General features: G+C 65.3%; 19 protein-coding genes. 8 read left to right on the top strand and 11 right to left on the bottom strand.

Annotated features, from left to right (window positions below; translation table 11 throughout):
• Positions 1-13: 13 nt before the first annotated feature.
• The 3 genes from QX121_RS20535 to QX121_RS20545 all read left to right on the top strand — a co-directional run bounded on the left by QX121_RS20535 (position 14) and on the right by QX121_RS20545 (position 3081).
• On the top strand, positions 14-1186 hold the full coding sequence (locus QX121_RS20535) for an ABC transporter ATP-binding protein (protein WP_315812892.1): 1173 nt from the start codon (positions 14-16) through the stop codon (positions 1184-1186).
• Positions 1183-2097 (top strand): ABC transporter permease, encoded by a 915-nt coding sequence (locus QX121_RS20540; RefSeq protein ID WP_315812893.1) that lies wholly within the window; start codon positions 1183-1185, stop codon positions 2095-2097. The genes QX121_RS20535 and QX121_RS20540 overlap by 4 nt, the downstream gene beginning before the upstream one ends.
• Positions 2098-2268: 171 nt before the next feature.
• Positions 2269-3081, top strand: a complete 813-nt coding sequence (locus QX121_RS20545; RefSeq protein WP_315812894.1) for an ABC transporter permease — start codon at positions 2269-2271, stop codon at positions 3079-3081.
• Positions 3082-3108: 27 nt separating this feature from the next.
• Here the strand turns inward: QX121_RS20545 and QX121_RS20550 are convergent, their stop codons facing one another.
• The 5 genes from QX121_RS20550 to QX121_RS20570 all read right to left on the bottom strand — a co-directional run bounded on the left by QX121_RS20550 (position 3109) and on the right by QX121_RS20570 (position 9406).
• Complete coding sequence (locus tag QX121_RS20550; protein WP_315812895.1) at positions 3109-4098, bottom strand: alpha/beta hydrolase family protein; 990 nt, start codon at positions 4096-4098, stop codon at positions 3109-3111.
• Positions 4099-4105: 7 nt separating this feature from the next.
• Entirely contained in the window at positions 4106-4957 is an 852-nt protein-coding gene (locus QX121_RS20555; protein WP_315812896.1) for a carbohydrate ABC transporter permease, read from the bottom strand.
• On the bottom strand, positions 4954-5829 hold the full coding sequence (locus tag QX121_RS20560; RefSeq protein WP_315736354.1) for a sugar ABC transporter permease: 876 nt from the start codon (positions 5827-5829) through the stop codon (positions 4954-4956). Before QX121_RS20560 ends, QX121_RS20555 begins: the two co-directional genes overlap by 4 nt.
• A gap of 102 nt (positions 5830-5931) precedes the next feature.
• Entirely contained in the window at positions 5932-7314 is a 1383-nt protein-coding gene (locus tag QX121_RS20565; RefSeq protein WP_315717541.1) for an ABC transporter substrate-binding protein, read from the bottom strand.
• Between the two features lie 142 nt (positions 7315-7456).
• Entirely contained in the window at positions 7457-9406 is a 1950-nt protein-coding gene (locus QX121_RS20570; protein WP_315812929.1) for an AsmA family protein, read from the bottom strand.
• Between the two features lie 310 nt (positions 9407-9716).
• On the opposite strand from QX121_RS20570, the gene QX121_RS20575 reads away from it, so the two are divergent.
• Both QX121_RS20575 and QX121_RS20580 read left to right on the top strand, forming a co-directional pair.
• Entirely contained in the window at positions 9717-10445 is a 729-nt protein-coding gene (locus tag QX121_RS20575) for a CoA transferase subunit A (RefSeq protein WP_315812897.1), read from the top strand.
• Positions 10445-11095, top strand: coding sequence for a CoA transferase subunit B (locus tag QX121_RS20580; RefSeq protein WP_315736356.1), 651 nt, complete (start codon positions 10445-10447; stop codon positions 11093-11095). The genes QX121_RS20575 and QX121_RS20580 overlap by 1 nt, the downstream gene beginning before the upstream one ends.
• 8 nt (positions 11096-11103) lie before the next feature.
• Here QX121_RS20580 and QX121_RS20585 read toward each other — a convergent pair whose 3' ends face one another.
• The 4 genes from QX121_RS20585 to QX121_RS20600 form a co-directional block, all read right to left on the bottom strand.
• Positions 11104-12825 carry a hypothetical protein gene (locus QX121_RS20585; protein ID WP_315812898.1) on the bottom strand — a complete coding sequence of 574 codons (1722 nt, stop codon included), beginning with the start codon at positions 12823-12825 and terminating at the stop codon, positions 11104-11106.
• Between the two features lie 200 nt (positions 12826-13025).
• The gene (locus tag QX121_RS20590) at positions 13026-13907 is read right to left on the bottom strand and encodes a formylglycine-generating enzyme family protein (RefSeq protein ID WP_315812899.1); all 882 of its coding nucleotides are present in this window, start codon (positions 13905-13907) and stop codon (positions 13026-13028) included.
• A 52-nt stretch (positions 13908-13959) separates the two neighbouring features.
• Positions 13960-15054: a copper-containing nitrite reductase gene (gene nirK, locus QX121_RS20595; protein WP_315736359.1), complete on the bottom strand. Its 1095-nt coding sequence runs from the start codon at positions 15052-15054 to the stop codon at positions 13960-13962.
• 352 nt (positions 15055-15406) lie between these two features.
• Complete coding sequence (locus QX121_RS20600) at positions 15407-15616, bottom strand: hypothetical protein (RefSeq protein WP_315812900.1); 210 nt, start codon at positions 15614-15616, stop codon at positions 15407-15409.
• Positions 15617-15830: 214 nt separating this feature from the next.
• Between QX121_RS20600 and hemN the strand changes: the two genes are divergently transcribed.
• Together hemN and QX121_RS20610 are read left to right on the top strand one after the other, a co-directional pair.
• Complete coding sequence (gene hemN / locus QX121_RS20605; protein ID WP_315736361.1) at positions 15831-17183, top strand: oxygen-independent coproporphyrinogen III oxidase; 1353 nt, start codon at positions 15831-15833, stop codon at positions 17181-17183.
• 72 nt (positions 17184-17255) lie between these two features.
• Positions 17256-17459, top strand: coding sequence for a DUF1858 domain-containing protein (locus QX121_RS20610; RefSeq protein ID WP_409997646.1), 204 nt, complete (start codon positions 17256-17258; stop codon positions 17457-17459).
• Here the strand turns inward: QX121_RS20610 and QX121_RS20615 are convergent, their stop codons facing one another.
• Complete coding sequence (locus QX121_RS20615; protein ID WP_315756082.1) at positions 17460-18179, bottom strand: Crp/Fnr family transcriptional regulator; 720 nt, start codon at positions 18177-18179, stop codon at positions 17460-17462.
• A 170-nt stretch (positions 18180-18349) separates the two neighbouring features.
• Here QX121_RS20615 and QX121_RS20620 point away from each other — a divergent pair, with 170 nt between their 5' ends.
• A complete protein-coding gene (locus tag QX121_RS20620; RefSeq protein WP_315812901.1) occupies positions 18350-19561 on the top strand; it encodes an NnrS family protein in 1212 nt (403 codons plus the stop codon).
• Here QX121_RS20620 and QX121_RS20625 read toward each other — a convergent pair.
• Entirely contained in the window at positions 19546-22893 is a 3348-nt protein-coding gene (locus QX121_RS20625; RefSeq protein ID WP_315812902.1) for a PAS domain-containing sensor histidine kinase, read from the bottom strand. The two genes, QX121_RS20620 and QX121_RS20625, sit on opposite strands and share 16 nt — an antisense overlap.
• Between the last annotated feature and the right edge of the window lie 102 nt (positions 22894-22995).

The following is a 22995-nucleotide window of genomic DNA, read 5'->3' on the forward strand; positions in this document are numbered from 1 at the left end:
ATTTGATCGGGACATGGCTGACGACATCGCAAACCCAGCGCCTGCCGGAGAGCCGGCAGCATCACCAGCGCCGGAACCGCGTCCCGATGCTCAGCCGCCGATCCTGCGGATCGAGAACCTCGTCAAGACATTCGGCAGCTTCCGCGCCGTCGACGGCGTCTCGCTCGACATCCGCGCCGGCGAGTTCTTCGCGCTGCTCGGCCCCAGCGGCTGCGGCAAGACGACCTTGCTGCGCATGCTGGCCGGCTTCGAGACGCCGGATGAAGGGCGCATCCTGCTTTCGGGCGAGGACATCGCGCAGGTGCTGCCGCATCAGCGGCCCGTCAACATGATGTTCCAGAACTACGCGCTGTTCCCGCATCTGAACGTGCGCGACAACATCGTCTTCGGCCTGAAGCGCGCCGGCATGCCGCGCGCCGAGATCGCCACGCGCGTTGCCGAGATGGTGGCGCTGGTGCGGCTCGAAGGGCTGGAGAAGCGCAAGCCGGATCAGCTCTCGGGCGGGCAGAAGCAGCGCGTCGCCCTGGCGCGCTCACTGGCGCGCCGGCCGCAGGTGCTGCTGCTCGACGAGCCGATGGCTGCGCTCGACAAGAAGCTGCGCGAGAGCACGCAGGTCGAGCTGATGGAGCTGCAGCGCAAGCTCGGCATGACCTTCATCATCGTCACCCACGACCAGGAGGAGGCGATGACGGTGGCGAGCCGGATCGGGGTGATGAACGCGGGAAGGCTCGAGCAGGTCGCGGTCCCCCGACGTCTGTATGAGGAGCCCGCGTCGCGGTGGGTCGCGGAGTTCGTCGGCGACATCAATCTGTTCGAGGGCGAGGTGACCGCGCGGGAGCCGCTCCGGCTCAGGGTCGTGACCCACACTGCGGGTGAGCTGGTCGTGGCGCAGCCGATGGCTCCGATCAGCGAGAGCAAGGTCGCGGTCGCGATCCGTCCGGAGAAGATCCGCCTCGCGCTCCGTCGACCGGCCGGCGATGCTGCTGCGATCAATTGTGTCGAGGGCGCCATCACCGATGCGAGCTATCTCGGCGGCAAGACCATATACAAGATCAAGCTCGACGGCGGCGCCGTGCTTCACGCCGCGCAGGCCAACACCGCCCGGCTCGATGCCGACGGCTATGGCCTGAACCAGCGGGTGGTCGCCTGGTTCACGCCCGACGATTGCCTGGTGCTGGAGCGATGAGCGCGCGCCGCATCTTCTCGCGTCCGGCCCGCTTTGCGGCGATCGCGCCCTATGTCTGGATGGTGCTGTTTTTCCTGGTGCCGTTCGCCTTCGTCGCCAAGATCAGCCTGTCGCAGACCGCGATCGCGCAGCCCCCCTATACGCCGGTGTTCTCGCTGGCTGATGGTTTGTCGTCGCTCCGGGATGCATTTGCGGCGCTGTCGCTCGACAATTTCCGTCTGCTGCTGTCGGACGATCTGTATCTCGCGTCCTATCTGCGCAGCGTCGTCGTCGCGGCGACGTCGACCGCGATCCTGCTCCTGATCGGCTACCCGATCGCCTATGGCATGGCGCGCCTGCCGAAGCGTTGGCAGGGCATCGCGATGATGCTGGTTATCGTGCCGTTCTGGACCTCGTTCCTGATCCGCATCTACGCCTGGGTCAACATCCTGCAGCATGACGGCCTCCTGAACCAGATCCTGCTCGCGCTGCATCTGGTGTCCACGCCGGTGGTGTGGCTGTCGACCGACAGCGCGATGTATGTCGGCATCGTCTATTCCTATCTGCCGTTCATGATCCTGCCGCTGTTCGCGACGCTGACCAAGCTGGAGCCGGCATTGGAGGAGGCCGCCGCCGATCTCGGCGCCTCGCCGCGTGAGATCTTCTGGCTGGTGACGTTTCCGCTGTCGCTGCCCGGCGTCGGCGCGGGCGCGCTGCTGTGCTTCATCCCGGTGGTCGGCGAGTTCGTCATTCCCGATCTGCTCGCCGGGTCGAAATCGCTGATGATCGGCCAGACGCTCTGGCTCGAATTCTTCACCAACAAGGATTGGCCGGTGGCCTCCAGCATCGCCGTGGTCCTCTTGGTCGTGCTGCTGCTGCCGCTTCTGCTCTACGACCGGCTGCAGCGCCGGCAGTTGGAGGAGAGCAGGTGATGGATGGCGCACAGCAAGGCACGCTCTCTCGCTCCCCTCCCCCTTGCGGAGAGGGGTTGGGGGTGGGGGTCCGCATTGGCGGTCTTTGCTGGGTGCCCCCCTTCCTGACCCTCCCCCACAAGGGGGGAGGGAACGGAGAAGGTTTCACTGGGATTGAGGGAGGAGGAGATCGTGCCTAATCCCTCCCGCCTGTCGCGCTTCAACGTCGCGTCGCTGACGCTTGGGCTCGCCTTTCTTTACCTCCCGATCCTGATCCTGGTGATCTACTCGTTCAACGCCTCGCGCCTGGTCACTGTGTGGGGCGGCTGGTCGCTGCGCTGGTATCACGAGTTCTTCAGCGATCGCGCCATGATCGATGCGGCCTGGATGAGCCTGCGCGTCGGCGCCACCTCGGCCACCGCGGCGACGGTGCTCGGGACGCTGGCTTCGGTGGCGCTGTCGCGTGGCCAGGGATTTCGCGGCCGCATGCTGTTCTCCGGCATGTTGTATGCGCCGCTGGTGATGCCCGAGGTGATCACCGGCCTGTCGCTGCTGCTGCTGTTCGTGGCGCTGGACGCCGAGCGAGGCTTCTGGACGGTGACGATCGCCCACACCACCCTGACGATGTGTTTCGTTGCCGTGGTCGTGCAGTCGCGGCTGGTCTCGCTCGACCGCAGCCTGGAGGAAGCCGCGATGGATCTCGGCTGCGATCCGCTGCACGCGTTCGTGATGGTGACATTGCCGCTGATCGCGCCTGCGGTGGTCGCGGGCTGGATGTTGGCCTTCACGCTGTCGCTCGACGATCTCGTGATCGCGAGCTTTACCACCGGCCCCGGTTCGGCGACGCTGCCGATTCGGATCTATTCCGAGGTTCGGCTCGGGGTGAAGCCGGAGATCAATGCGATCTGCACGCTGGTGATCGGGCTGATTGCCGTGGTGATCATCATCGCGTCGCTGGCCTCGAAGCTGTCGAGTGATCGCGGCGAGAGCGCAGCTCCGCTATAATGACGGAGAATGCTGAGACAGCATTGATCAACGCGAGAACAGCCGCAAGGCGGCGGTGACGACCGCGCGATGGATCGTGCCGCGGTCGACGGATGGCGGGTCGACGCAGCAAGCCGGATCGCTCTGTTTGCCGAGCTCGGTACTCTCCGGCAGGAAGACGTAGTGCCCGGCGTCGTCGGCGACGATCTCGAATGCGCTACCGCTCAGTCGCTCATGCAGCCAGCGTGAGGCCGGCAGCAGCGCATCGGCGCCGCCGACCATGATGCGCGTCGGGACGTTGATCGCGGCGATGCTGTCCTCGGAGAAGCCCTGCACCGAGCGCCCCGGCGCCTGCAGCAGCGCCGCCTTGATGCGGGGATCGCGATAGGATGCGGACATGCGCGCCCAGGAGTCGCGGAAGATTGGGCTCTTCTCCATCAGCCGCGGCAGATGATCGACGAGATCGGGAAACTCGCGAGGGCCGCGGCCGAGATTGGCGCCTGGCTCGAACGGCGAGCGGATCATGATGGCGCCGAGCAGGGCGGCGGCCGTGACGCCGCCGAGCGAATAGCCGACGGCGTAGATGCGGTCGAGGTTGATGCGGCCTTCGAAATCGGGATGAGCCACGATGTGGTCGATCAGCAAGGACACGTCGCGTGGGCGTTCCCATGAGCAGAGGAAGCCCTCTGCTCGGTACGGCTCGGCATTGCTGTTGCCATGATGATTGACGGCGACCGCGACAAAGCCGCGGCTTGCCAGCTCGCGCGCCAGCCATTCGAACTGCAGGCCGTTGCAGCCGGTGCCGTGAGAGTACACGACGAGAGGACAGGCGCCCGCGCTTGCAGCGAGCGGCGCATTCAAAGCCGCTGGTCCCGCTTTGAACCAACCCTCCGGCCAAGGTGCGATAGCGAGCGCCGTTTCCACGGCGCCATTGGCGGCTGGATACCAAGTGAACCAGTCGATCGGGCGCGGCCCGTCGCCATCCCAGTTCGGCCGCGAAGCGTCCTCGAACCGTCCCTGACGAAATCCGACCCTCATCGCTCCGTCACGACTTCACGGCGCCGGCGGTGAGGCCGCCCACCATGTAGCGCTTGAAGGCGTAATAGACCGCCGCGGGCGGCAACGCGTAGATGAAGCCGGTGGTCATCAGGAGCTCCCACGGCGAATCGTCGGCGGCCAGGAAGTTGCCGAGCGCCACGGGCAGCGTGATATCCTTGTCGTTCGACAGCAGCAGGAACGCGTAGAGGTATTCGTTCCAGGCCAGCAGCACCGCATACGTTCCGATCGCGACCAGCGAGGGCATCATCAGCGGTACATAGACGAGGCGGAAGATCTGCAGCGGGCTGGCGCCGTCCATGACGGCAGCCTCGTCCAGCTCGACCGGCAGCTTGTCGGAGGCCTGCTTCAGCACCCAGATCGCGTAGGGCGAGGCAATCGTCACCATCGCCAGGATCAGCGACCAGTCGTTGTTGAGCAGGCCGTATTTGCCCATGGTGCGATACATCGGTACCGCGAGGAACGCGGCGGGGATGAAATAGGTGAACAGCGCGAGGTTCATCACCACCCGGCTGCCAGGCACGCGCAGGCGCGAGATGGCATAGGCCGCACAGGTCGCAATGATCAGTGTCAGCGCGCCCACGGCCATGGCGATCACGACCGAGTTGCCGAACTGGACCCAGAAATCGCGCAGGAAGTAATGCTGCTGGTGGAACACGATCGAGAAATTGTGCAGCGTCGGATGGCCCGGCCACAGCTTGCCCGAGAACGCGTCCTCCTTCGGCGAGATCGCGAACAGGAACATGTGGTAGATCGGGATCATCGTCCAGATGAAGACGGGAATGCCGATCAGCAGCAGCCGGGCCTCGGTGCCGACTTCGCGGAGGGTGGGGAGCTTCATCGCGACAACCGCTTCATCATGAAATAGACCAGGGGCAGCACCAGCGGCATCGCGCAGACGATCGAGGCCATGGCGAGGCTGAGCTGATCGAGCCGGAGATAGCGGATGCCGAGCGTCGCCAGCACGTGGGTGAGATCGGCCGGACCGCCGCCGGTCAGGAGATAGACGCTGTTGAAGTCTCCGAGCGTCCAGATCATCGAGAGCAGCGTGCAGGTGATGTAGAGCGTCTGCATCGACGGCCAGGTGATGTAGCGGAACTTCTGCCACCAGGTGGCGCCGTCGACCTCGGCCGCCTCGAACAAATCGTGCGAAATCGCCAGCCGCCCGGTCATCAGGATCAAGGTCCAGAACGGCAGCGACTTCCAGATGTGCATGCCGATCGCCATCGACAGCGCGACCGTCGGGTCGTTCAGCCAGTTCGGGCCATCTTCGCCGGTGAACTTGAAGATCAGCTGGTTCACCACGCCCCATTCGGGATTGAGCATGAAGCGCACCGACAGGATGGTCGGGATCGAAGGCACCGCCCAGGGCAGGATGAAGATGACCGACAGCCATTTGATCCAGCCGCGCTGCTGCACGAAGAAGCCGGACAGGAACAGCGCGATCACCATCTTCAGATTGATGCCGACCAGGAGGAAGATCAGCGTGTTGACGGCGGCGCGCGCGAAGATGGGGTCGTTGTACAGCGCGACGTAGCTGGCCGGCTCGCGGGCGAGCCACAGGCCGTAGCCGACGGGATAGACGACGAAGGCAAGGAAGACGAGCAAGTAGGGGGCAAGCATGACGATGCCCCATACCTGTGACGGTGTCAGCAGCACCGGGCGCGGCGCTTCCGCGAGCGCGGAATCGGAAGCTGAGAGCGTGATCGCCATGGTCGTCTGTTCCAAGCCTATTGCCGAACCGGCCGCATACACTGCGGCCGGCACTTGTTGTCGTTGTCAGGAGCTCAAGCTAGTGCCTCGCGAGGCGAGAGACTAGCCGGCGACCTCCTTCAGCCGCGCGATCAGCTCGTCGACGGCCTTCTCGACCGGCACCTTCTCGCTGACCACGCGGTTCATCGCCTTGGCCCAGACGTTCTCATTGTTGAGGATCGTGAACTTGTAGTTCTTGGTGAAGTCGAACGGCGTGGTGCCGCCGGTGAACTGGGTGTACACGGCCTTGCGATGGCGGTCGGCCTGCCAGAACGGGCTCTTCTGGCCTGCGGTCGTCACCGGGAACCAGCGGCCCAGCGCGCCCTCGATGTAGGGGCCGAGGTTCTCCTCCTGCATCAGGAACTTGATGAATTCCTTGGCCTGCGCCTTGTGAGGAGCATTGGCGAAGATCAGGCCGGTCTTGACGTCGGAGCGGTACTTGATCGGCGTGCCGTCCGGCTTGTTGGGGAAGGACGCGGTGATGATGTCCTCCTCATAGGCCTTCTTGCCGGCCGCGCGCTGCTCGGGCGTCAGCGCCGGGTTGGTGGAGTCCTCGAACCACTTGGCCGCGATCGAGATCGTGAAATTGTGGGTCATCACGATCGTCTTGTTGTGGAACGCGACGTTGTTGTCCGGATCCTTCCAGGTCGTGGACGAGGGCGGCGTGCAGCCCTTGATGTAGGTGTCGGTATAATCCTTCATCGCCTTGACGAGGCCGTCGCGCACCTTGGGGTCGTCGACCAGCAGCTTGCCGTCGTCGTCGACCAGCTTGACGTTGTAGGCGTCCATGAAGGTGTAGAACGACTGGAACGAGTCGGTGGATTCCACGCCCATGGGCTGACCGACGCCATACATGCGCTGGCCGGTGGCCTTGCGGACCGCCGGCTGCACCTTGTCGCACCAGAACGTCCAGTAGTCTTCCCACTTGGTGGGGATGTCGCTCTGCTTGAAGCCGGCCTTGCTCAGCAGGTCGCCCCAGATCTGGACGTGCATGCTCTGCTGCTTCAGCGGGAAGCCGTAATAGGCCTTCTTCTTGGTGACGTTGTTGTAGAGGTAGGCGGTCTCGAGCGTGTTCGGAGCGAACGCCGACTTCATCGGCTCCAGGATGTCGGTGAGATCCTCGAGCTTGCCTTCGTAGGCCCACTTGCCCTGGGCCTGAACGTCGTAGGTGTCGGCGTAGGCCACGTCGGGCACGGTACCCGAATCGAGCGCGGCGACCGTCTTCGGAATCATGTCCTGGATCGCGTATTGCGACAGCTCGACCTTGATGCCGGTCTTGGCCTCGAACTTCTTGACGACGTTGAGCAGCGCATCGTCCTCGGACTTGTAGAAGCCCTTGCTCCACCAGATCGTGATGGTGTCCTGCGCGATGGCTGGTGCTGCAGCGCAAAAAAGCCCGGCGGCTGCGACTGCGATCGAAAGCGCACCCATTCCCCTGGATTTCACGTGTCTCTCCCTGATCCGCCGATCTTGCTTGATCGGTTGTGGCGGGACACTAGCCCAGGGACCCGACGCGATCCAGAAGTAATATATCAGACATGGGTCGTGGCGGCGGCCGTGTATCGGCACGCGAAGCAAGCCGCGTTGGTCAGTTCTGCTTGGTGGGAGTGTCGCCTGTCGGAGCGTCAGCCTGCGGCACGTTGTCCGGCTGGGCCGGGCGCAATCCGCCGCCGGTGAATCGTTCCAGCACCGAGCGCACCGCATCCCTCGTCTTGCGGTCCTTGACCGCATCGAGCAGCGGGGCGGCGGCCGGGGCGCGGCGGATCAGGCTTTCCGGATCGGGAAAGATCAGCGGATCTTCCCAGGGGCCCTGGACGACGAAAGGCAGTTCGAAGCCGTTGCTGCCATTGCCTGACGACAGCAGGCTCGCGACGCCCTTGAAATCGTATTCCCGTGTCGGCACCGAGGCCGTACCGGTCATGGTGATGCGCGCGGTCGGGCTCTCGACGCGGATGTCCTCGGCGGTCGCGATGCCCTCGGAGAATTTGACCGCGATCGTCAGCGAGTCGTAAGGCGTCGAACCGGAGCGGAAATTGCCGCCGCGCGACAGCGGGCTGCGCTCGAGGCGCTTCAGGAGCTGCTCGACGTTGAAGCCGGAGATCGCGCCATCGCGGCCCTGCAGGTTGGCGCTGCCATCGAGCGACTGGGCGAGCCCGAACGGGCTCGAGCCCGAAGCCGTCAGCGAGACGTTGAGATTGCCGCGTCCCGACAGCGACGACACGCCGAACATCTCGTTGGCGCAGGCCTGCAGATCGACGTCGTTGAATTGCAGCTCGGCCTTCACGTCGGCCACGGTGTCGGCACGGGCGATCCCAAACGAGCCGCGCACGATGCCGCCATACATCTGCGCCTCGCCGACCGAGAGGGCGAGCACGCCGTTGCGCAGGTTGGCGCCGAACGCCGTGCGTCCGATTTTCGAGGAGCCGACCGTGACCTTTGCGGCCGATAGCCGCATGTCGAGGTCGGTGGTGGACAAGGCCTTGAGGTCGAAGAGCTGCCGATTCCAGTCGCGGGCCCCATTGGCCAGCAGCCGGATCGTCGAGATGTAGGGGGTGAAGTCGAGCGCGTCGGCCGCCAGCGTCGCCTGCAGCGTCTGCCGGCCGTTATTGGCGTAGGTCATGACGCCCTCGGCGGTGTTGCCGTCGAGCTCGACATTGACATTGGTGAGGGCGATCGAGGCGCCGACCACGTTGGCGCGCGCACGCAAGGCGAAGCGCCCGAAGCCGCCGCCGCCGAGCGGCGTCTGCCCCGTCCAGCGCAGCGCGTCGCGGAGCGACGGGCTGTCCACCGTCAGCGTACCTTCCATCAGCGCGCTGGTGCGATTCGCGACCGTGCCGTCGAACGCCAGCTTCAAGGGCGGGCTGGCAAGCCGCATCTTGAGGCCGGACCGGTCTCCCGACAACGCGGCGAGGAAGTCGCTGACGCTGATCGAGCCCTCGATGCGCTGGCCGCGCCAATCGAATTGCCCTGTCGCTGCGAACGAGCGCGAGATCGACGGCCAGGCGAGTGACAGGTCGATATCGTCGAGCCGCTCGGAAGCATGATGGCCGGTGTCCTCGTAGACCAGGATGCCGTCCTGGATGCGGATCTCGGAGAACGACATCTGGCTGTCGGGCCCCGGGCGCATGGTGCGCGCGATGGTCTCGATGAAGGGGGTCCAGTTGCTGTTGCCGTCGGCCTCGCGGCTGACGTTGATCTGCGGCCGCAGCATCATGACGTCGGCGATTTCGAACCGCTGCAACAGTAGCGGCAGCAATTGCAGATTGGCGGTCAGCACGTCGACGCGCAGGGCCGGATCCTCGGTACCGCTGCCCTTCAGACCGACATCGTGGAACGAGACATAGCTGCCCGGAAACAAGGAGACGTCGATATGTCCCTTGACAACGAGCTCGAGCCCGGTCACGGCGCGGATCTGGCTCTCCACCGCCTGCCGCAATGCCTCGCGATTGACCAGCCAGGAGCTCGCCAGCAGGCCCACGAACGCGATGCCCAGCAGCACCGCGATCGGTGTGCCGAGGCGCCTCATTCCTTGGGCCATGGTCACGGACATGTCCTGGGATCGTCGGATCGCTGGTTACTCGGGATGGGCAGGGTGCGCCGAAAACCCCTGCCAACATCAACAACTTGATGCGCTTTCTTGACGCTTTCAAGGCCATGCCGCCGGTGTGGCCGGATTGCGGCGGAGCCCTGATATCCCGGACTCCGGATCGCCTCGGAGGCGCAGGCTGGTGCGACAGCTAAAGCAGGATGTGCGCGTTGGGAAGGCATCATTGACGCATTGCGAAGATTTCGCCTAATAATCCGGTCGATATCCGCGCGATCGCCGCTCTGCAGCAGGTCATTCCCGTATGAACAAGGTCTATCCGGACGCCAAATCCGCCCTTGCTGGCCTCCTCAAGGACGGCATGACCATCATGTCGGGTGGGTTTGGTCTTTGTGGCATCGCAGAAGCCCTGTCCGACGCCATTCGCGAGTCCGGGGTGAAGGACCTCACCGTCATCTCCAACAATGCCGGGGTCGATGGCATCGGCCTCAGCCGGCTGCTGGAGACGCGGCAGATCAAGAAGATGATCTCGTCCTATGTCGGCGAGAATAAGCTGTTTGCCCAGCAATATCTGGCCGGCGAGCTGGAGCTCGAATTCTGCCCGCAGGGCACCCTGGCCGAGCGCATCCGCGCCGGCGGCGCCGGCATTCCGGCCTTCTTCACCAAGACCGGCGTCGGCACGCTGGTCGCGGAGGGCAAGGAGGTGCGGGAGTTCGACGGCGAGAAATATCTGATGGAGCGCGGTCTGTTTGCCGATCTGGCGATCGTGCACGCCTGGAAGGGCGACACCGCCGGCAACCTCGTCTACCGCAAGACTGCGCGCAACTTCAATCCGATGATGGCAACTGCGGCCAAGGTGACGGTCGCGGAGGTCGAGCACCTGCTGCCGGCCGGCCAGATCGATCCCGACCACATCCATACGCCCGGCATCTTCGTCAAACGCATCATCCAGGTCGGAACCGAACTGAAGCGCATCGAGCAGCGCACCGTGCGCAAACGTGAAGCCGCCGCTGCAGCCGGGGAGGAAGTCTGATGGCCTGGACGCGAGAGCAGATGGCGGCGCGCGCCGCCAAGGAGCTGCGGGACGGCTACTACGTCAATCTCGGCATCGGCATTCCGACGCTCGTCTCGAACTACATCCCGCCGGGCGTCGACGTGGCGCTGCAGAGCGAGAACGGCATGCTCGGCATGGGTCCGTTCCCCTATGAGGGCGAGGAGGATCCCGACCTCATCAATGCCGGCAAGCAGACCGTCACCGAGCTGCCGATCACCAGCTATTTCTCGTCAGCCGATTCCTTCGCCATGGTCCGCGGCGGCCACATCGACCTGTCGATCCTCGGCGCCATGCAAGTCGCCCAGAACGGTGACCTCGCCAACTGGATGATCCCCGGCAAGATGGTCAAGGGCATGGGCGGCGCGATGGATCTCGTCGCCGGCGTCAAGCGCGTCGTCGTGGTCATGGAGCATAGCGCCAAGGACGGTCCGAAGCTGCTCAAGCAGTGCACGCTGCCGCTGACCGGCGAGCGCGTCGTGGACATGGTGGTGACCGATCTGGCGGTGTTCACGATCGACAAGCACGGCAATGACGGCATGGCCCTGATCGAGCTCGCCGATGGCGTGACGCTCGACGAGGTCAAGGCCAAGACCGAAGCCGAGTTCCGGGTCGCGCTGAAGAATGCCTGAGGGCGCGACTACCAGCGCCGGCAGAGCATCTCCGCGACCTTGACGGCGAGCCGGCATGCCGCATGCCGCGCCCGGCTCGCAGCAGCGGGGGGCGCCGTCTCCGCCAACCCCTGAATGATCAGGCACGGCACACTGCGGCTGAGGCAGATCAGTCCCATCGCATAGGCCGTGTCATCCGTCGCAAGCGCGCCTGGAAACGCCGCCGAGATTTCGGCGTCGGTGCCGTCGCCATCGCACGTCACTGTCATTCCTTCGAAGAACACGTCGATGTCGTCCAGCATGCCATTTGCGGCCTCGTGCGCGAGGCGGCAAAGCTCGGGATCGGCCGGAATGATCATTCCGCTGTCATCGACCGAGGGCGGCTCGGCCATGCTGAGCGCGTCGCGCAGCTTGATCTGAATCCGGAATGGCGCGACCGAGGTGGCGATGACGAGATCGCCGGGGCCGGCGCCGATGAATCGCGGGCCGCGGGCCACTTGCGGGAGATTCGCTCCAAGGGCATCGGCCCGTCCCGGCATGATCAGCCACTGCGCCCCATGCTCTTCGATCGCCACTGCGGCCGCGTTCGCCACCTCGGCGATCGATCGCCCGAGGCACACGACCGCATGGAAGCAGGAATGCCTGATGATGGCGCGCGCCGCGTTGCGCTGTTCGATCAGCGTGCCCGGGCCCATCGCCTGGACCAGGGCTTCGATATCCTCCGGCGTTTCGACCACGAAACCGATCGTGTTGGCTTTGGCATGGAGAAATCGCAGCGCGTCGAGCATCGCGTTGATGCTGGCCTTCTCACGACCGTCGAGCTGCTGCCACAGCGCTTCGAGTACGTCCAGGGAGGCCTCGATGTCGGCGCCGATCACGCCTTGGCCGAGCGGGCGGCCGGGTGTCTCGCAGCGATAGAGCTCTTCGAAGGCCTGCAGGACGGTCCTGCGGTCCTTCACCGCGCAGGCGCCTTGCAGGATGCGCGCGAGAACCTGGGCGCGCTTGCTGAGTTCGAGGGGAACGGCGAGCCAGGCAAAATCAGCCAGCTCGGCCGCCTGCTCGCTTGCGGCGCGCTGGAATTCGCCGACGACCTGACCGTAGTGCCAGCTCAATTGCCACGGCGTCACATGCCGTCCGCGATACCTGCCGCCCTCGATGCGTTCGAGCGATTGCGCCTGCAACTCGTTGCGCAGGTCGGGATCTATTCCCGATGCGCGGGAATCCAGCAGACGATAGGCGCGTGTTGCGATCGCCGGTCCGAACCATTCGTGCTCGAGGTCGCCGACCGAGAGACCGCTCGGCATGCGGATGTGGACGGTCCTACGAAACTGGTCGAGCTCGCGTCTTGCGACCTGGGCCGCGGTCACCGAAACCTGCTGTACCTCGCACAAACCGTCGACCACACTGGCCCAGTCCCAGAAGTCGTCGCCATAGAACGGAATGCGATATTGGCGGCTCGCGACGATCCGTGCGCAAACCCGTTCGATGGCGGGAGCCACGCGATCGAGAATATCGCTGCGCGCCAGCGCGCCGTCCGTGAGACATTGGTGCACGAGACGCGCCGCGCCCGCATTCACCACGTGCCAGTCCTTGGCGGCGAATTTAGGCGACGTCCGCAGATATTCGAGCGCGTCGATGAGGCAGCGTCCAGCCAGTGCGCTCGGCGAATCGTCGTCGAACCAGCTGGTGTTGCCGATCCCGTAACCATGCAGGTCGGACGTGAAGAAGACCGGCGGATGTCGAGAAATCACACTCGCCTCCTGGTCCGCTCATCGCGTCGCTCAACGGCAATTGTCTAACGTTTGCAACTCAGATTTCGCAACCTAAAGTTGTTTTTGCGTGACTGTCATTTGTGCCAGTGTCAGGGCACCGTCGATCCAGCGCCGGCGTAGGTTGCAGGCAAGCGTGCTTCGAGCGCACTTTTCGAGCGGACTTATGGAGGCCGAGCATGTCAGGCGCGGATGGCGCCGAGTAGCCGGCCGAGGCGCCGCGTCATGCTGCGGCTCCATGAGGGTTGATCGCGGACAAGCCGGAAACCGAGATTGGCAGGTGGCGTGCCGGAGGCGCAGCCGCCGGCGCGCGCATCGCGGATGAAGTCGGTCACGTAGGCTCGATGCGCGCCTTCGGCCAGACGGACGCCGCAATTGCTGGCGGTCTTGATGACGCGACCGGCACTATCCTGCAGCTTGCGTGTGAAGCAGGTCGAGGTCCATTCCCAGACATTGCCCGCGAGGTCGGCAATGCCGTGCTCGTTGATGCCGAAGCCGCCAAAGCCGCGCGTCTTGGGATCGTCTTGCAGGGCGGCTTCCCGTTCGTAGCGGGCGATCCAGCGCCGCGAGGGATCGGCGTCGTCGATTGAGATGCCATCGTCCTTGAATCGGCTCCCGGCCGCATAGGCCCACTCGGTATCGGTCGGCAGCCGATAGCTCTCGCCGGTCTTGTGCGAGAGCCACGCGGCGTAGGCAACGGCGTCGTGCCAGCTCACCTGCACCGCCGGACGATCGATGGCGATGGGGACGTCGCGATCGAGCGCGCGGCATGCATGGGCTTCGACGCAGGCGTGGTAGTCGGCGGCGCTGACCTGGTTCGTCATCATGGTCAGCGGATGATCAAAGCGGACCGTCGTGATGGGAGCTTCGGCCTGGCGGCCGTTGCGGAGATGGTCGCCGGAGTCGCGGTAGCTGATCGTCCCAGGTGCGATCTCGGTGAGGGCGGGGCCGTCGAGACCGGCGGCGCGGTCTGGCAGCCCTGCAAGGATCGGGGCCATTGTGGTCGGGCCAGCCAATCCGACGACGCAGGCGAGGGTGAGCTTGATCTTGAAAGCGAGCAGCATGGCAGCACACTGAGAAGAGTGGGGGGCCGGACATGCCGGCCCCCTGGGCCGATCAGTTCGTCGTGCCGGTCGGAATGTCGGCCGGGGCCTTCACCTGCATCATCAGGTCGTCATTCCACTTGCCTTCGACCTTGAAATGGGCCGTTGCGCCGAGATTGGCCGCCTCGATCAGGTTGTGGGTGACGTAAGCGTAGATGCCGGGCTGCAGGAATTTGTAGAGCGCGGCACCCGCGGAGCCGCCGCGGATGAACCAGGTCTCGAGCCCGGTCTCCGGCGCGTTGGAGAACTTGCCGGTCTCCCAGACATAATCGCCGTGGCCGCCGATCAGATGCGGACGACTGTCGCGGTTCGCCTGCGAGTGCACGATCAGCACGTTCTCGCCGACATTGGCCGTGAGCGCATTCTTTCCGGTGAGCGCGCCGGCCTTGCCGTTGAACACCACATGGGTCGGCGTGAGCTTGCGCATGACCTCCTCGGTGTCGCTATAGGCCTCGCCGGGCGAGTCATAGGATTTGAAGTTGCCCTTGTCGTCGCGCGGGACGTAGAGGTCCTGCTCGCCGATGTAGTAGACGCGATCGTAGCGCAACGCGTGTCCGCGGCCGTCATTGAGACCGTCGCGCGGCAGCACCATCACGGCGCCGTTCATGCCCGAGACGACATGCCAGGGGATCATCGGTCCGCCTGGGGCGCAATGATAGACGAACACGCCGGTCCGCGTCGCCTTCCAGCGCAGCACGACCTGCTCGCCGGGATTGACCAGGGTCAGCGCGCCGCCACCCAGCGCTCCGGTCGCGGAGTGGAAATCGATGTTATGCGGCATGCTGTTGGTCGCGGGATTGACGAGGGTCACCTCGACATAGTCACCCTCATGGACCACCATCAGCGGGCCCGGCATCGAGCCGTTGAACGTCATGGCCTGGAAGGTGGTGCCCTTCTCGTCGATCACCATCTTCTTCTCCTGGACCACGAGCTTGAACTCCATGATCTTGGGCCCCTGCTTCGTCGCCTGCTCGTGCGCATGCACGAACGGCGGAGCCACCAGATCGACCTTCTGGCGCGGCAGCTTGAGGTCCTCGGCCATCGCGGGAGCCGCAAGCATCATCGCGGCGATGGCTGCACTGAACATGGCGGTGCGGCGGGTCAACATGGATCGCTCCTTCATTGGATCTGTTGTAGTGCCGCAATCATCATGCTCCCGTTGGAACCCGGCTTGTTTGTGCTGCAACAAGCAACTTCGCATTTGCGGAATGCGATGGCGGGTTCGGAGCGAAATTGGCGCGGCTGCGCCAGCGCGCGAATGAGTTGCATCGGCGAGTAGTTCTTGGGGAGTCCGGACGGGGCGCGGAGGAAAAGGGGGCTGGACTGTCCTCGCGCAACTACGCGCCGAGAAATGATCCATCCGTTTGCCGAGACCGCAGGACAGTCACGAGCACTAGGATGCGAGGTTCAAGGCCGAGGTTCAAGGCATTGCACCGATCGACGATGGGCTACCAAACTCGTCAGCTCAGCCAGCGCAGCGCCAGCAACGCGGCGAAGGCCACTGCCGCCGCGAGGCAAAACATCGTGGTCATGAACATGGCGATATTGCCGAGCAGGCCTGTCGGCCCCGACTCGTCGCGGAACGATTCGAATCCGTCGGACTGGGGGATATGGCCGCGGATGCCAGCGAGGAGAGCAAATGAACGGATCAGAAATTGCAGAGCTTCCATTGCGGTTTCCTCGAATCGTCAATGGATCAATGATGATGTGAAATGAGCCGGCCACTTTGAGGAAGCGCAAAGTCCGAGGCGATAACCGGCGTTCTACTGGTTATCCAACGGGGCATCTGCCGGCCGCGCCTTGAGAAAGCTCAAGGCCGCCGCTCTTGCCTTATGTCAAGGACCTCCGAACCCCAGGTCGACACGCTCAGGTGACAGGCAGGACATGAGACCAGATCTTGCGGCATGCTACGGACAGGAGCGCCTTCCGCGCTACACCAGCTATCCCACGGCGCCTCATTTCTCCGCCGCGGTCGGCCCGTCCACCTACGCAGAATGGCTGCGCGCGATACCGGCGAGCGCGACGGCATCACTTTACCTGCATGTGCCCTTCTGCCGCTCGATGTGCTGGTATTGCGGCTGCAACACTATGGTCGCCAAGCGCGACGAGCCGATTGCGGTCTACGAATCGGCACTGCGCTGCGAGATCGACATGGTGGCGCGCCAGATTGGCCGGCGGCTGCAGGTCGGGCACATTCATTTCGGCGGCGGCACGCCCACCATCATGGCGCCGGAGTCCTTTGTGGATCTCGTCGGATCGCTGCGTCATTCATTTTTCGTGCTGCCATCGGCGGAGATCGCCATCGAGATAGATCCCCGCACGCTGACGCCGGAGATGATCGCCGCGCTGGGGGTGAGCGGGGTCAATCGCGCCAGCCTGGGCGTGCAGAGCTTCGATCCGCGGGTGCAGCAGGCCATCAACCGGGTACAGAGCTTCGAGCAGACTGCGGCGGCCACGAATGGATTGCGCCAGGCCGGCGTTGCCGGCATCAATTTCGACCTGATCTACGGGCTGCCGCATCAGAGCGTGGCGTCCTGTCTCGACACCGTCCGGCGCGCCATCGACCTGCGCCCCGACCGGCTCTCCGTGTTCGGCTACGCTCATGTGCCATCGTTCAAGACGCACCAACGCAAGATTCAGGACTCGGCGCTGCCGGACAGTCTGGAACGCTACGATCAGGCCTGTGCGATCGCTGATGCGCTGAAGAACGCAGGCTACGTCCAGATCGGGCTCGATCATTTCGCCTTGCCCACCGACCCGATGACCATCGCGTTCCGCGAAGGCCGGCTGCATCGCAATTTCCAGGGCTACACGACCGATGCCAACGATCTGCTGCTCGGGTTCGGCGCCTCGGCGATCGGGCAACTGCCGCAAGGTTATGTCCAGAACGCGCCGCAGGTCCGGGCCTATGAGCAGAAGATCGCGTCCGGCAGCCTCGCGACCGTGAAAGGCTATGGACTGACGGATGACGACCGCCTACGGGCCGACATCATCGAGCGCATCATGTGCGACTACGGCGTGGACCTCGACGTCATCTGCACCCGCCATGGCACGGACACCGACGACATGCTGAGATCGGCGCCGCGGCTGCAATCGCTGATCTCCGACGGTGTGGTCGAGCTCAACGGCGGTGCGCTCGCGGTGACCGAGCATTCCCGGTTCCTGGTGCGCAGCGTCGCTGCGGCGTTCGATGCGCATCTCGACGCGTCGAAGCAGCTGCACAGCCGGGCGGTCTGACCGGCCAGCTGCCGCGGTGCTTGTGCCGCGACAAAGACTGCCAAGGGCATGCCCGCTACCATTCGAGCTGGAATGGAGGCGCGCATGCCAATCTCCTTCGATGAACTGGTCGACGACGTCATGCGGCGAAGGCCGGAGACGATCCGCGTCTTTCTTGCTTTCCAGATGCGTTGCGTCGGTTGCCCGATCGCCTGTTTTCACAACGTCGCGGATGCCTGCCACGAGCACGGCGTCGATCCCGACGCGTTCCTCGCGGCCCTGTGTGCCTGCGCCTGATCAGGTCCGCGACGCGGCCGCGTCACCGGCGTTCTGCTGCGCCAGGAGCACGATCTTGTGCGGCTCGCGCAGCACGATCTTCTGACGTCCGCTTTCGACGAGGCCGAGCTGCTCCCAGCCCGAGAGGATGCGGCTTACCGTATGCAGGGTCGTTCCGGTCATCTGGGCGATATCCTGCCGGCTGATCGGGAAGTCGATCTGAACGCCGTGATCGAGCTTGCGGCCGGCCTGGTTGGCGAGCCGAAGTAGGGCATGCGCGATGCGCTGCTCCACCTGCTGCGTCGACATTTCGATCACGCGCGCATGGGTTTCCTGCAGCCGCTGGCCGACCGTCTGCAGCGTGTTCGCCGCCAGCGACGGGAACTTTGCGACCAGCCGCGGCCATGAGGCGGACGGCCAGGCCAGCACGATGCTGTCGTCGACGGCTGTCGCTGTCGCCGGATAATGTTGGAGACCGATGGCCGGGGCGACGCCGAACGTGTCCCCTGGCACCACATAGCGCACCACGATCTGGTCGCCGGTGGGCGTCGTCTTGCTGGCGCGGACATGACCGTGGAGCAGCAGGAAGAACGAGGTCGCATCGGCGCCCTGCTCGAACACTGCGCCGTTGCGGGGGACGCGAAGGGAGCGGGCTTCCCGCAGCACGTCCGTGAGATCCTCCGCGGACAGCCCCGCAAACAGCGGCAGATGCGCGACCAGCGAACGGTCGATGGAAGCCATGGTGTTCTCCGGGGCCGGATTCGGCCTAATTTTGCGGCGCTCAATAGCACGTTTTTGCGATCTGTCGGAAGTTTGTGCTGGCGCAAGTCATAGTGGGCGACGCGCAACTACATGTTAAGCACAACGCCGCGATCGGTGCGGTTCCCGTCCTTCATCGAGCGAGCATGCACATGGCCATTCCACGCAACTATCAGGGCTGGACCGTTCTCGCCAACGGGTTCAGGCCGTTCTTTCTGCTGGGCGCGCTCCAGGCCGCGCTGGCGATCCTGATCTGGGTCCCGGCTTTCTACGGCGAGCTGAAGCTGAGCTCCGGCTTCGCTCCCCGCGACTGGCATGTGCACGAAATGCTCTACGGCTATTTGCCGGCCGTCGTCACTGGCTTCCTGTTCACGGCGATCCCGAACTGGACCGGACGTCTGCCGATCCGGGGCCTGCCGCTGCTCACCCTCGTGATCGTGTGGACGGCCGGACGACTGGCCGTCACGATGTCCGCGCTGGGCCCCTGGTGGGCCGCGCTGCTGATCGATGCGAGCTTCCTCATGCTTGTCGTTCTGGCCGCGGCGCGCGAGATCGTCGCCGGGCGCAATTGGCGGAATTTGCCGGTGGTCGCAATCGTCGCGGTGCTGTGCGCCGGCAACATCGCGTTCCATGTCGAGGCTCATCTGCGTGGCTCGGCCGACTACGCCATTCGCGTCGGTGTTGCCGTGATCGTGCTGCTGCTCGCACTGATCGGCGGCCGCATCACGCCGAGCTTCACCCGCAACTGGCTGGTCAAGCACAATCCCGGCCGGCTGCCGGCGCCGTTCGGCCGCTTCGACATCGCCGTCGTGCTGTTCAGTGCGCTGAGCCTGCTCGGCTGGATTCTCGTTCCTGAGAGCGCGCCGACCGCGCTTGCGCTCACGGCGGCCGGATTGTTGCATGTGGTGAGGCTCGCGCGCTGGGCCGGCGATCGCACCTTGCGCGAACGGCTGCTGGTCATCCTGCATGTCGGCTACGTGTTCGTCCCGCTCGGCTTCCTGCTCACGGCGGCCGCTAGCCTCGGATGGATTCTGCCAAGCGCCGGGCTGCACGCCTGGATGGTCGGGGCCGCCGGCATCACGACGCTTGCAGTGATGACGCGGGCCACGCTCGGCCACACCGGCCAGGCGCTGACGGCCGCGCCCGCGACCCAGGTGATCTATCTGGCGATCATCGTCGCAGCGGTCACGCGGGTCTGCGCCGTGTTGGCGCCGGCGCATACCGAGGTGCTGCTACACGTCGCGGCGCTTGCCTGGGTGGTCGCATTCGCCGGCTTCGTTCTGGCGTTCGGTCCGCTGCTGCTCGGTCTCAAGCGGCGTGCGCTGGCCGTACGCCGGGCAGGATCGGTTCAGCCGGTGCTCTGATTGCGCGCCATGGCGCGCGAGAACACCACCTCGATCAGCGTGCCGGATTTCGGCGCGGCCTTGATATGGAACTGCGCCCGGTTGGCTTCGACAAGCGCCTTGGTGAGCGACAGGCTGAGACCGGCGCCATCGGAGCCTTGCTCGGAAGCCGAGGGCGCACGGAACGGTTCGAGCGCCGCAGCCACCTCCTGATCGTTCAGGCCATGACCGGTGTCGCGGACGCGCAGCGCGACCTCGCCGAAATCGGTCTGCGCGGTCGAGACGATGACCTGGCCGCCGGGATTGGCCAGCGAGATCGAAGCCGAGATCACGTTCATCGCGATCTGGCGCAGCGCCCTGGCGTCGGCGATGACCGGCGGCAGCAGTTGCGACAGCGAGGTGCGGATGATGATGCGGGCGCGGTTGGCCTGCGGCTGCATCGCTGCGACGCAGCTCTCCACCAGTTCGTTGAGATTCTGGCTGGTGAAAGCGAGCTCGAGCTTGCCGGTCTCGATGCGCGACAGCTCCAGCAGATCGTCGATCAGGGAGACGACGCGCTCGCCCGAGGTGCGGATGTCCTTCATGTATTCGGCGTAGCGGGTGTTGCCGATCGTGCCGAACCGTTCGCCGATCATCACCTCGGCAAAGCCGATGATCGCGTTCAGCGGCGCGCGTACTTCGTGGCTGATCCGGGCCAGCATGTCGGCCTTGGCGTTGGCGGCCCGATCGGCCACGCGGCGAGCCTGCAGCAACTCGCTTTCGCCGCGGTGGAGCTGCGACAGATCGCGGAACACGGCAAAGAAGTTCGGACCGTCGGGCCTGGTCCGGCCAATTGCCATCGACAACGGAATGAGGCCGCCCTGGGCGATCTTCCCGAGCACCTCGCGGCCCTGATCGAACCCGCTCGACGCGCCGGCCTGCTGCACGCTGTCGAGGTAATCGAGCACCAGGCGGGCGCTTTCCGGCGCGAACAGCTCGATCAGGTTACGGCGCACCAGCGCCGCGCCATCGTGACCGAACAGCACCTCGGCGCTGCGGTTGCAGGCGTGGATGTTGCCGCCGGCGTCGAACATCAGGATGCCCTCGGCTGTGACGTCGAGGATCGCCGCAAGGTCTTCGGCTTCGGCGTGGCCGGCGGCCGGAGGCGGGGCCACGACCAGGGGGGCTGGTGCAGCCGAGGCCGGCACCGGCATCGGTGCAGCGTCGGTCGCCGTCGGAACCGCGGCCGCGGTTCCGGGCACCGGAGCGAAGATCAGGGCATGGGCGGTATCGCCGTCCCAGGTGATCGTGAACAGGCGGGCTTCCGCCTTCACCTCCTCGCTGGAGGAGCCGTCGGCGGCCGAGATCGTGACGGGGGTGCCGGCCTCGGATTTGTTCGACGCTGACGACACGCCCGGCTCGACATAGAGCGCATCGAGCCCGCCCGCCTGCTCCAGGGCCGCAAGGTCGGCGTAGCCCATCTGCCTGAAGAAGGCCGGATTGCCATAGAGCAGGCGATCGAGCCGGTAGATCAGCATGCCCGTTGGCAGCAGGTCGAGCAGGATGCGGTCGCGCTGGCTGTCGCCCTGGGCCGGCGGCTCCTCGGGGATGAGCCATTCGGTCTGCAGCCCCGCGCCATGATCGGTCGCCGTCTCCGTCGCCGATGGGGTCTGCTGCTGCGGCGGGACCAACGGATCGCTCACGCGCGATCCCGGCTCGAACGCCGCACTCGCGACGTCCGCGGCTGAGTTGCGGATCTCGCCTTCGAGCCGGGCCGACAGCTGACGCGCGAGTTCATGAAACGCACTGTTCTCCACCGGCGTGAGCACCGGATGCTTGGACTCGCCCGGAGCGCGGAACGGGACCACGTTCCCGGTCGTTTCGAGCCCGATGCCGTCGATGTGGTGTACGTCCGGCGCAATGGAAGCCTCACGCGATGACGCAGTGACGCTCTCCTGCTGCGGCGGCACATCTGCGGCCTGCACATGGTCGGATTGGGCAGGATCGGTTTCGTCGGCGTCCGGAGCATCGGCCGCGTCTGCATCGGCCAATGCGGGGCGACGCAGTGCGGCCAGCCGGTCCAGAGCGTCGAGGTCGCGACAGACGCCGAAGCCGCGATAGCCGGCATGGGTCCTGTCCTCCGTCAGGACAGGCAGTCCCGACAATTCGACCGCAAGCCGCTCGCCGTCCGCGGGCCAACTGACGACGAGCCCGCTCCAGGTCTCTTTCGTTTCGATCGCCGCACTGACCCGCCCGTCTGGATCGAGGCCTAGCGATGCAGTGAGCTCATGCCAGGGACGGCCGAGCTTGGCGGCGCTGTGTCGCCCGATCAGGCGGGTGAATTCGTCGGAGCCGATCGAGAACCGTCCCTCGGCATCCATCTGCCAGGAAAATCGGAGTGGGTGGCGGCGGCCGACTGAAGGGTCCGCCGCGACGGACTCGGCAGGATGCGTCTCATCCGTCGTTTGCGGCACCGGCACCGGCGCCTCGAACAGGTCGGCCTTGGCCGGATCGTCGATCAGCAGGAACTCGGCCGGCGCTTCGTTCGACAGCGCGGGGGATTCGTAATCGGTTCGGCGTTCAGTCATTGCATCCACCGGAAGAGGAGGCGAAGTCACGACCACGGGCCCAGCGGCAACGTGCACGGGGGCTGGTGATGCGGGGGCGGCATCTGCGGTTGGCTCTGATGTCTGCGCCGAGCCTGGCGCCTCCATCCCGTCGGCTAGGGCCGGCATCGGGACGGCCACCAGCCCGACCTGGTTGCCGCTGCCGATGCGGTAGAGCGCTGCGCGCTCGGTGCCGAACGTCACCTTGGCCATGCCGTCGATAAGCGCCGCTCTGCGGATCTCGGCGAAATCCGGCTCGCTCAGGTCGCGCGTGCCAAACAGGCGCCGTCCGGCTGCACTGATGCCGGCGAACTGGCCATCCTGGGTGAATGCGATCAGCGCGTGTCCGCTGGCTTCCACGAGCCGCTTCAGGCGTTCCGCCAGCGGGACGCTGCGTCCGCCCCCGTCGGTGCTGGTGATCAGCACCGCGCGCGTGCCATCCGGCAGATCGATCCTGGTGCAGCCGCAGGTCGCGAGCGTGCCGAGCGGCGCGCCGAAGCCACGGAGGCGTTCGAGTCGCAAGTTGCCGTTCTCGGGCAGACGCCGTCCCAATTGAGCGACCTGGCGGCGATGCGCGTCGGCGGGGCCGAGCGCCTTCGCGATCAGCGCCGTTGCGCTCGCCGCGCCGAGGGCGCGTGCACCGGCCGCATTGGCCCACAGCACACGGCTGCCATCGGCCGACCATAGCCAAGCCGGCAGACTGCCGGCGGCGTGGACAGCCAGCCGGGGGTCGCTGAGGGCCTGCAATTCGAGATCGGCGTAGGTCATGGGCGACGACGGCGAACGGCTCTTGTGATGTTGATCGGCGGCCGGAACTGGTGGCGTTAAGAATTCGTTACTATCGCGCGTTTTGAGGGCCAAGGTCCACGG

The organism is Bradyrhizobium sp. SZCCHNR2028, assembly GCF_032380995.1.
In the GTDB taxonomy this organism is placed as follows: domain Bacteria; phylum Pseudomonadota; class Alphaproteobacteria; order Rhizobiales; family Xanthobacteraceae; genus Bradyrhizobium.

What these genes read in the sequence shown, in the direction of transcription:
- QX121_RS20615 (WP_315756082.1), bottom strand. Translation starts at nt 18,179, where the DNA reads ATGGCTTCCATCGACCGTTCGCTGGTCGCGCATCTGCCGCTGTTTGCG.
- nirK (WP_315736359.1), bottom strand. Translation starts at nt 15,054, where the DNA reads ATGTTGACCCGCCGCACCGCCATGTTCAGTGCAGCCATCGCCGCGATG.
- QX121_RS20540 (WP_315812893.1), top strand. Translation starts at nt 1,183, where the DNA reads ATGAGCGCGCGCCGCATCTTCTCGCGTCCGGCCCGCTTTGCGGCGATC.
- QX121_RS20570 (WP_315812929.1), bottom strand. Translation starts at nt 9,406, where the DNA reads ATGGCCCAAGGAATGAGGCGCCTCGGCACACCGATCGCGGTGCTGCTG.
- hemN (WP_315736361.1), top strand. Translation starts at nt 15,831, where the DNA reads ATGAGACCAGATCTTGCGGCATGCTACGGACAGGAGCGCCTTCCGCGC.
- QX121_RS20580 (WP_315736356.1), top strand. Translation starts at nt 10,445, where the DNA reads ATGGCCTGGACGCGAGAGCAGATGGCGGCGCGCGCCGCCAAGGAGCTG.
- QX121_RS20590 (WP_315812899.1), bottom strand. Translation starts at nt 13,907, where the DNA reads ATGCTGCTCGCTTTCAAGATCAAGCTCACCCTCGCCTGCGTCGTCGGA.
- QX121_RS20610 (WP_409997646.1), top strand. Translation starts at nt 17,256, where the DNA reads ATGGAGGCGCGCATGCCAATCTCCTTCGATGAACTGGTCGACGACGTC.
- QX121_RS20550 (WP_315812895.1), bottom strand. Translation starts at nt 4,098, where the DNA reads ATGAGGGTCGGATTTCGTCAGGGACGGTTCGAGGACGCTTCGCGGCCG.
- QX121_RS20560 (WP_315736354.1), bottom strand. Translation starts at nt 5,829, where the DNA reads ATGGCGATCACGCTCTCAGCTTCCGATTCCGCGCTCGCGGAAGCGCCG.
- QX121_RS20625 (WP_315812902.1), bottom strand. Translation starts at nt 22,893, where the DNA reads ATGACCTACGCCGATCTCGAATTGCAGGCCCTCAGCGACCCCCGGCTG.
- QX121_RS20600 (WP_315812900.1), bottom strand. Translation starts at nt 15,616, where the DNA reads ATGGAAGCTCTGCAATTTCTGATCCGTTCATTTGCTCTCCTCGCTGGC.
- QX121_RS20620 (WP_315812901.1), top strand. Translation starts at nt 18,350, where the DNA reads ATGGCCATTCCACGCAACTATCAGGGCTGGACCGTTCTCGCCAACGGG.
- QX121_RS20575 (WP_315812897.1), top strand. Translation starts at nt 9,717, where the DNA reads ATGAACAAGGTCTATCCGGACGCCAAATCCGCCCTTGCTGGCCTCCTC.
- QX121_RS20555 (WP_315812896.1), bottom strand. Translation starts at nt 4,957, where the DNA reads ATGAAGCTCCCCACCCTCCGCGAAGTCGGCACCGAGGCCCGGCTGCTG.
- QX121_RS20535 (WP_315812892.1), top strand. Translation starts at nt 14, where the DNA reads ATGGCTGACGACATCGCAAACCCAGCGCCTGCCGGAGAGCCGGCAGCA.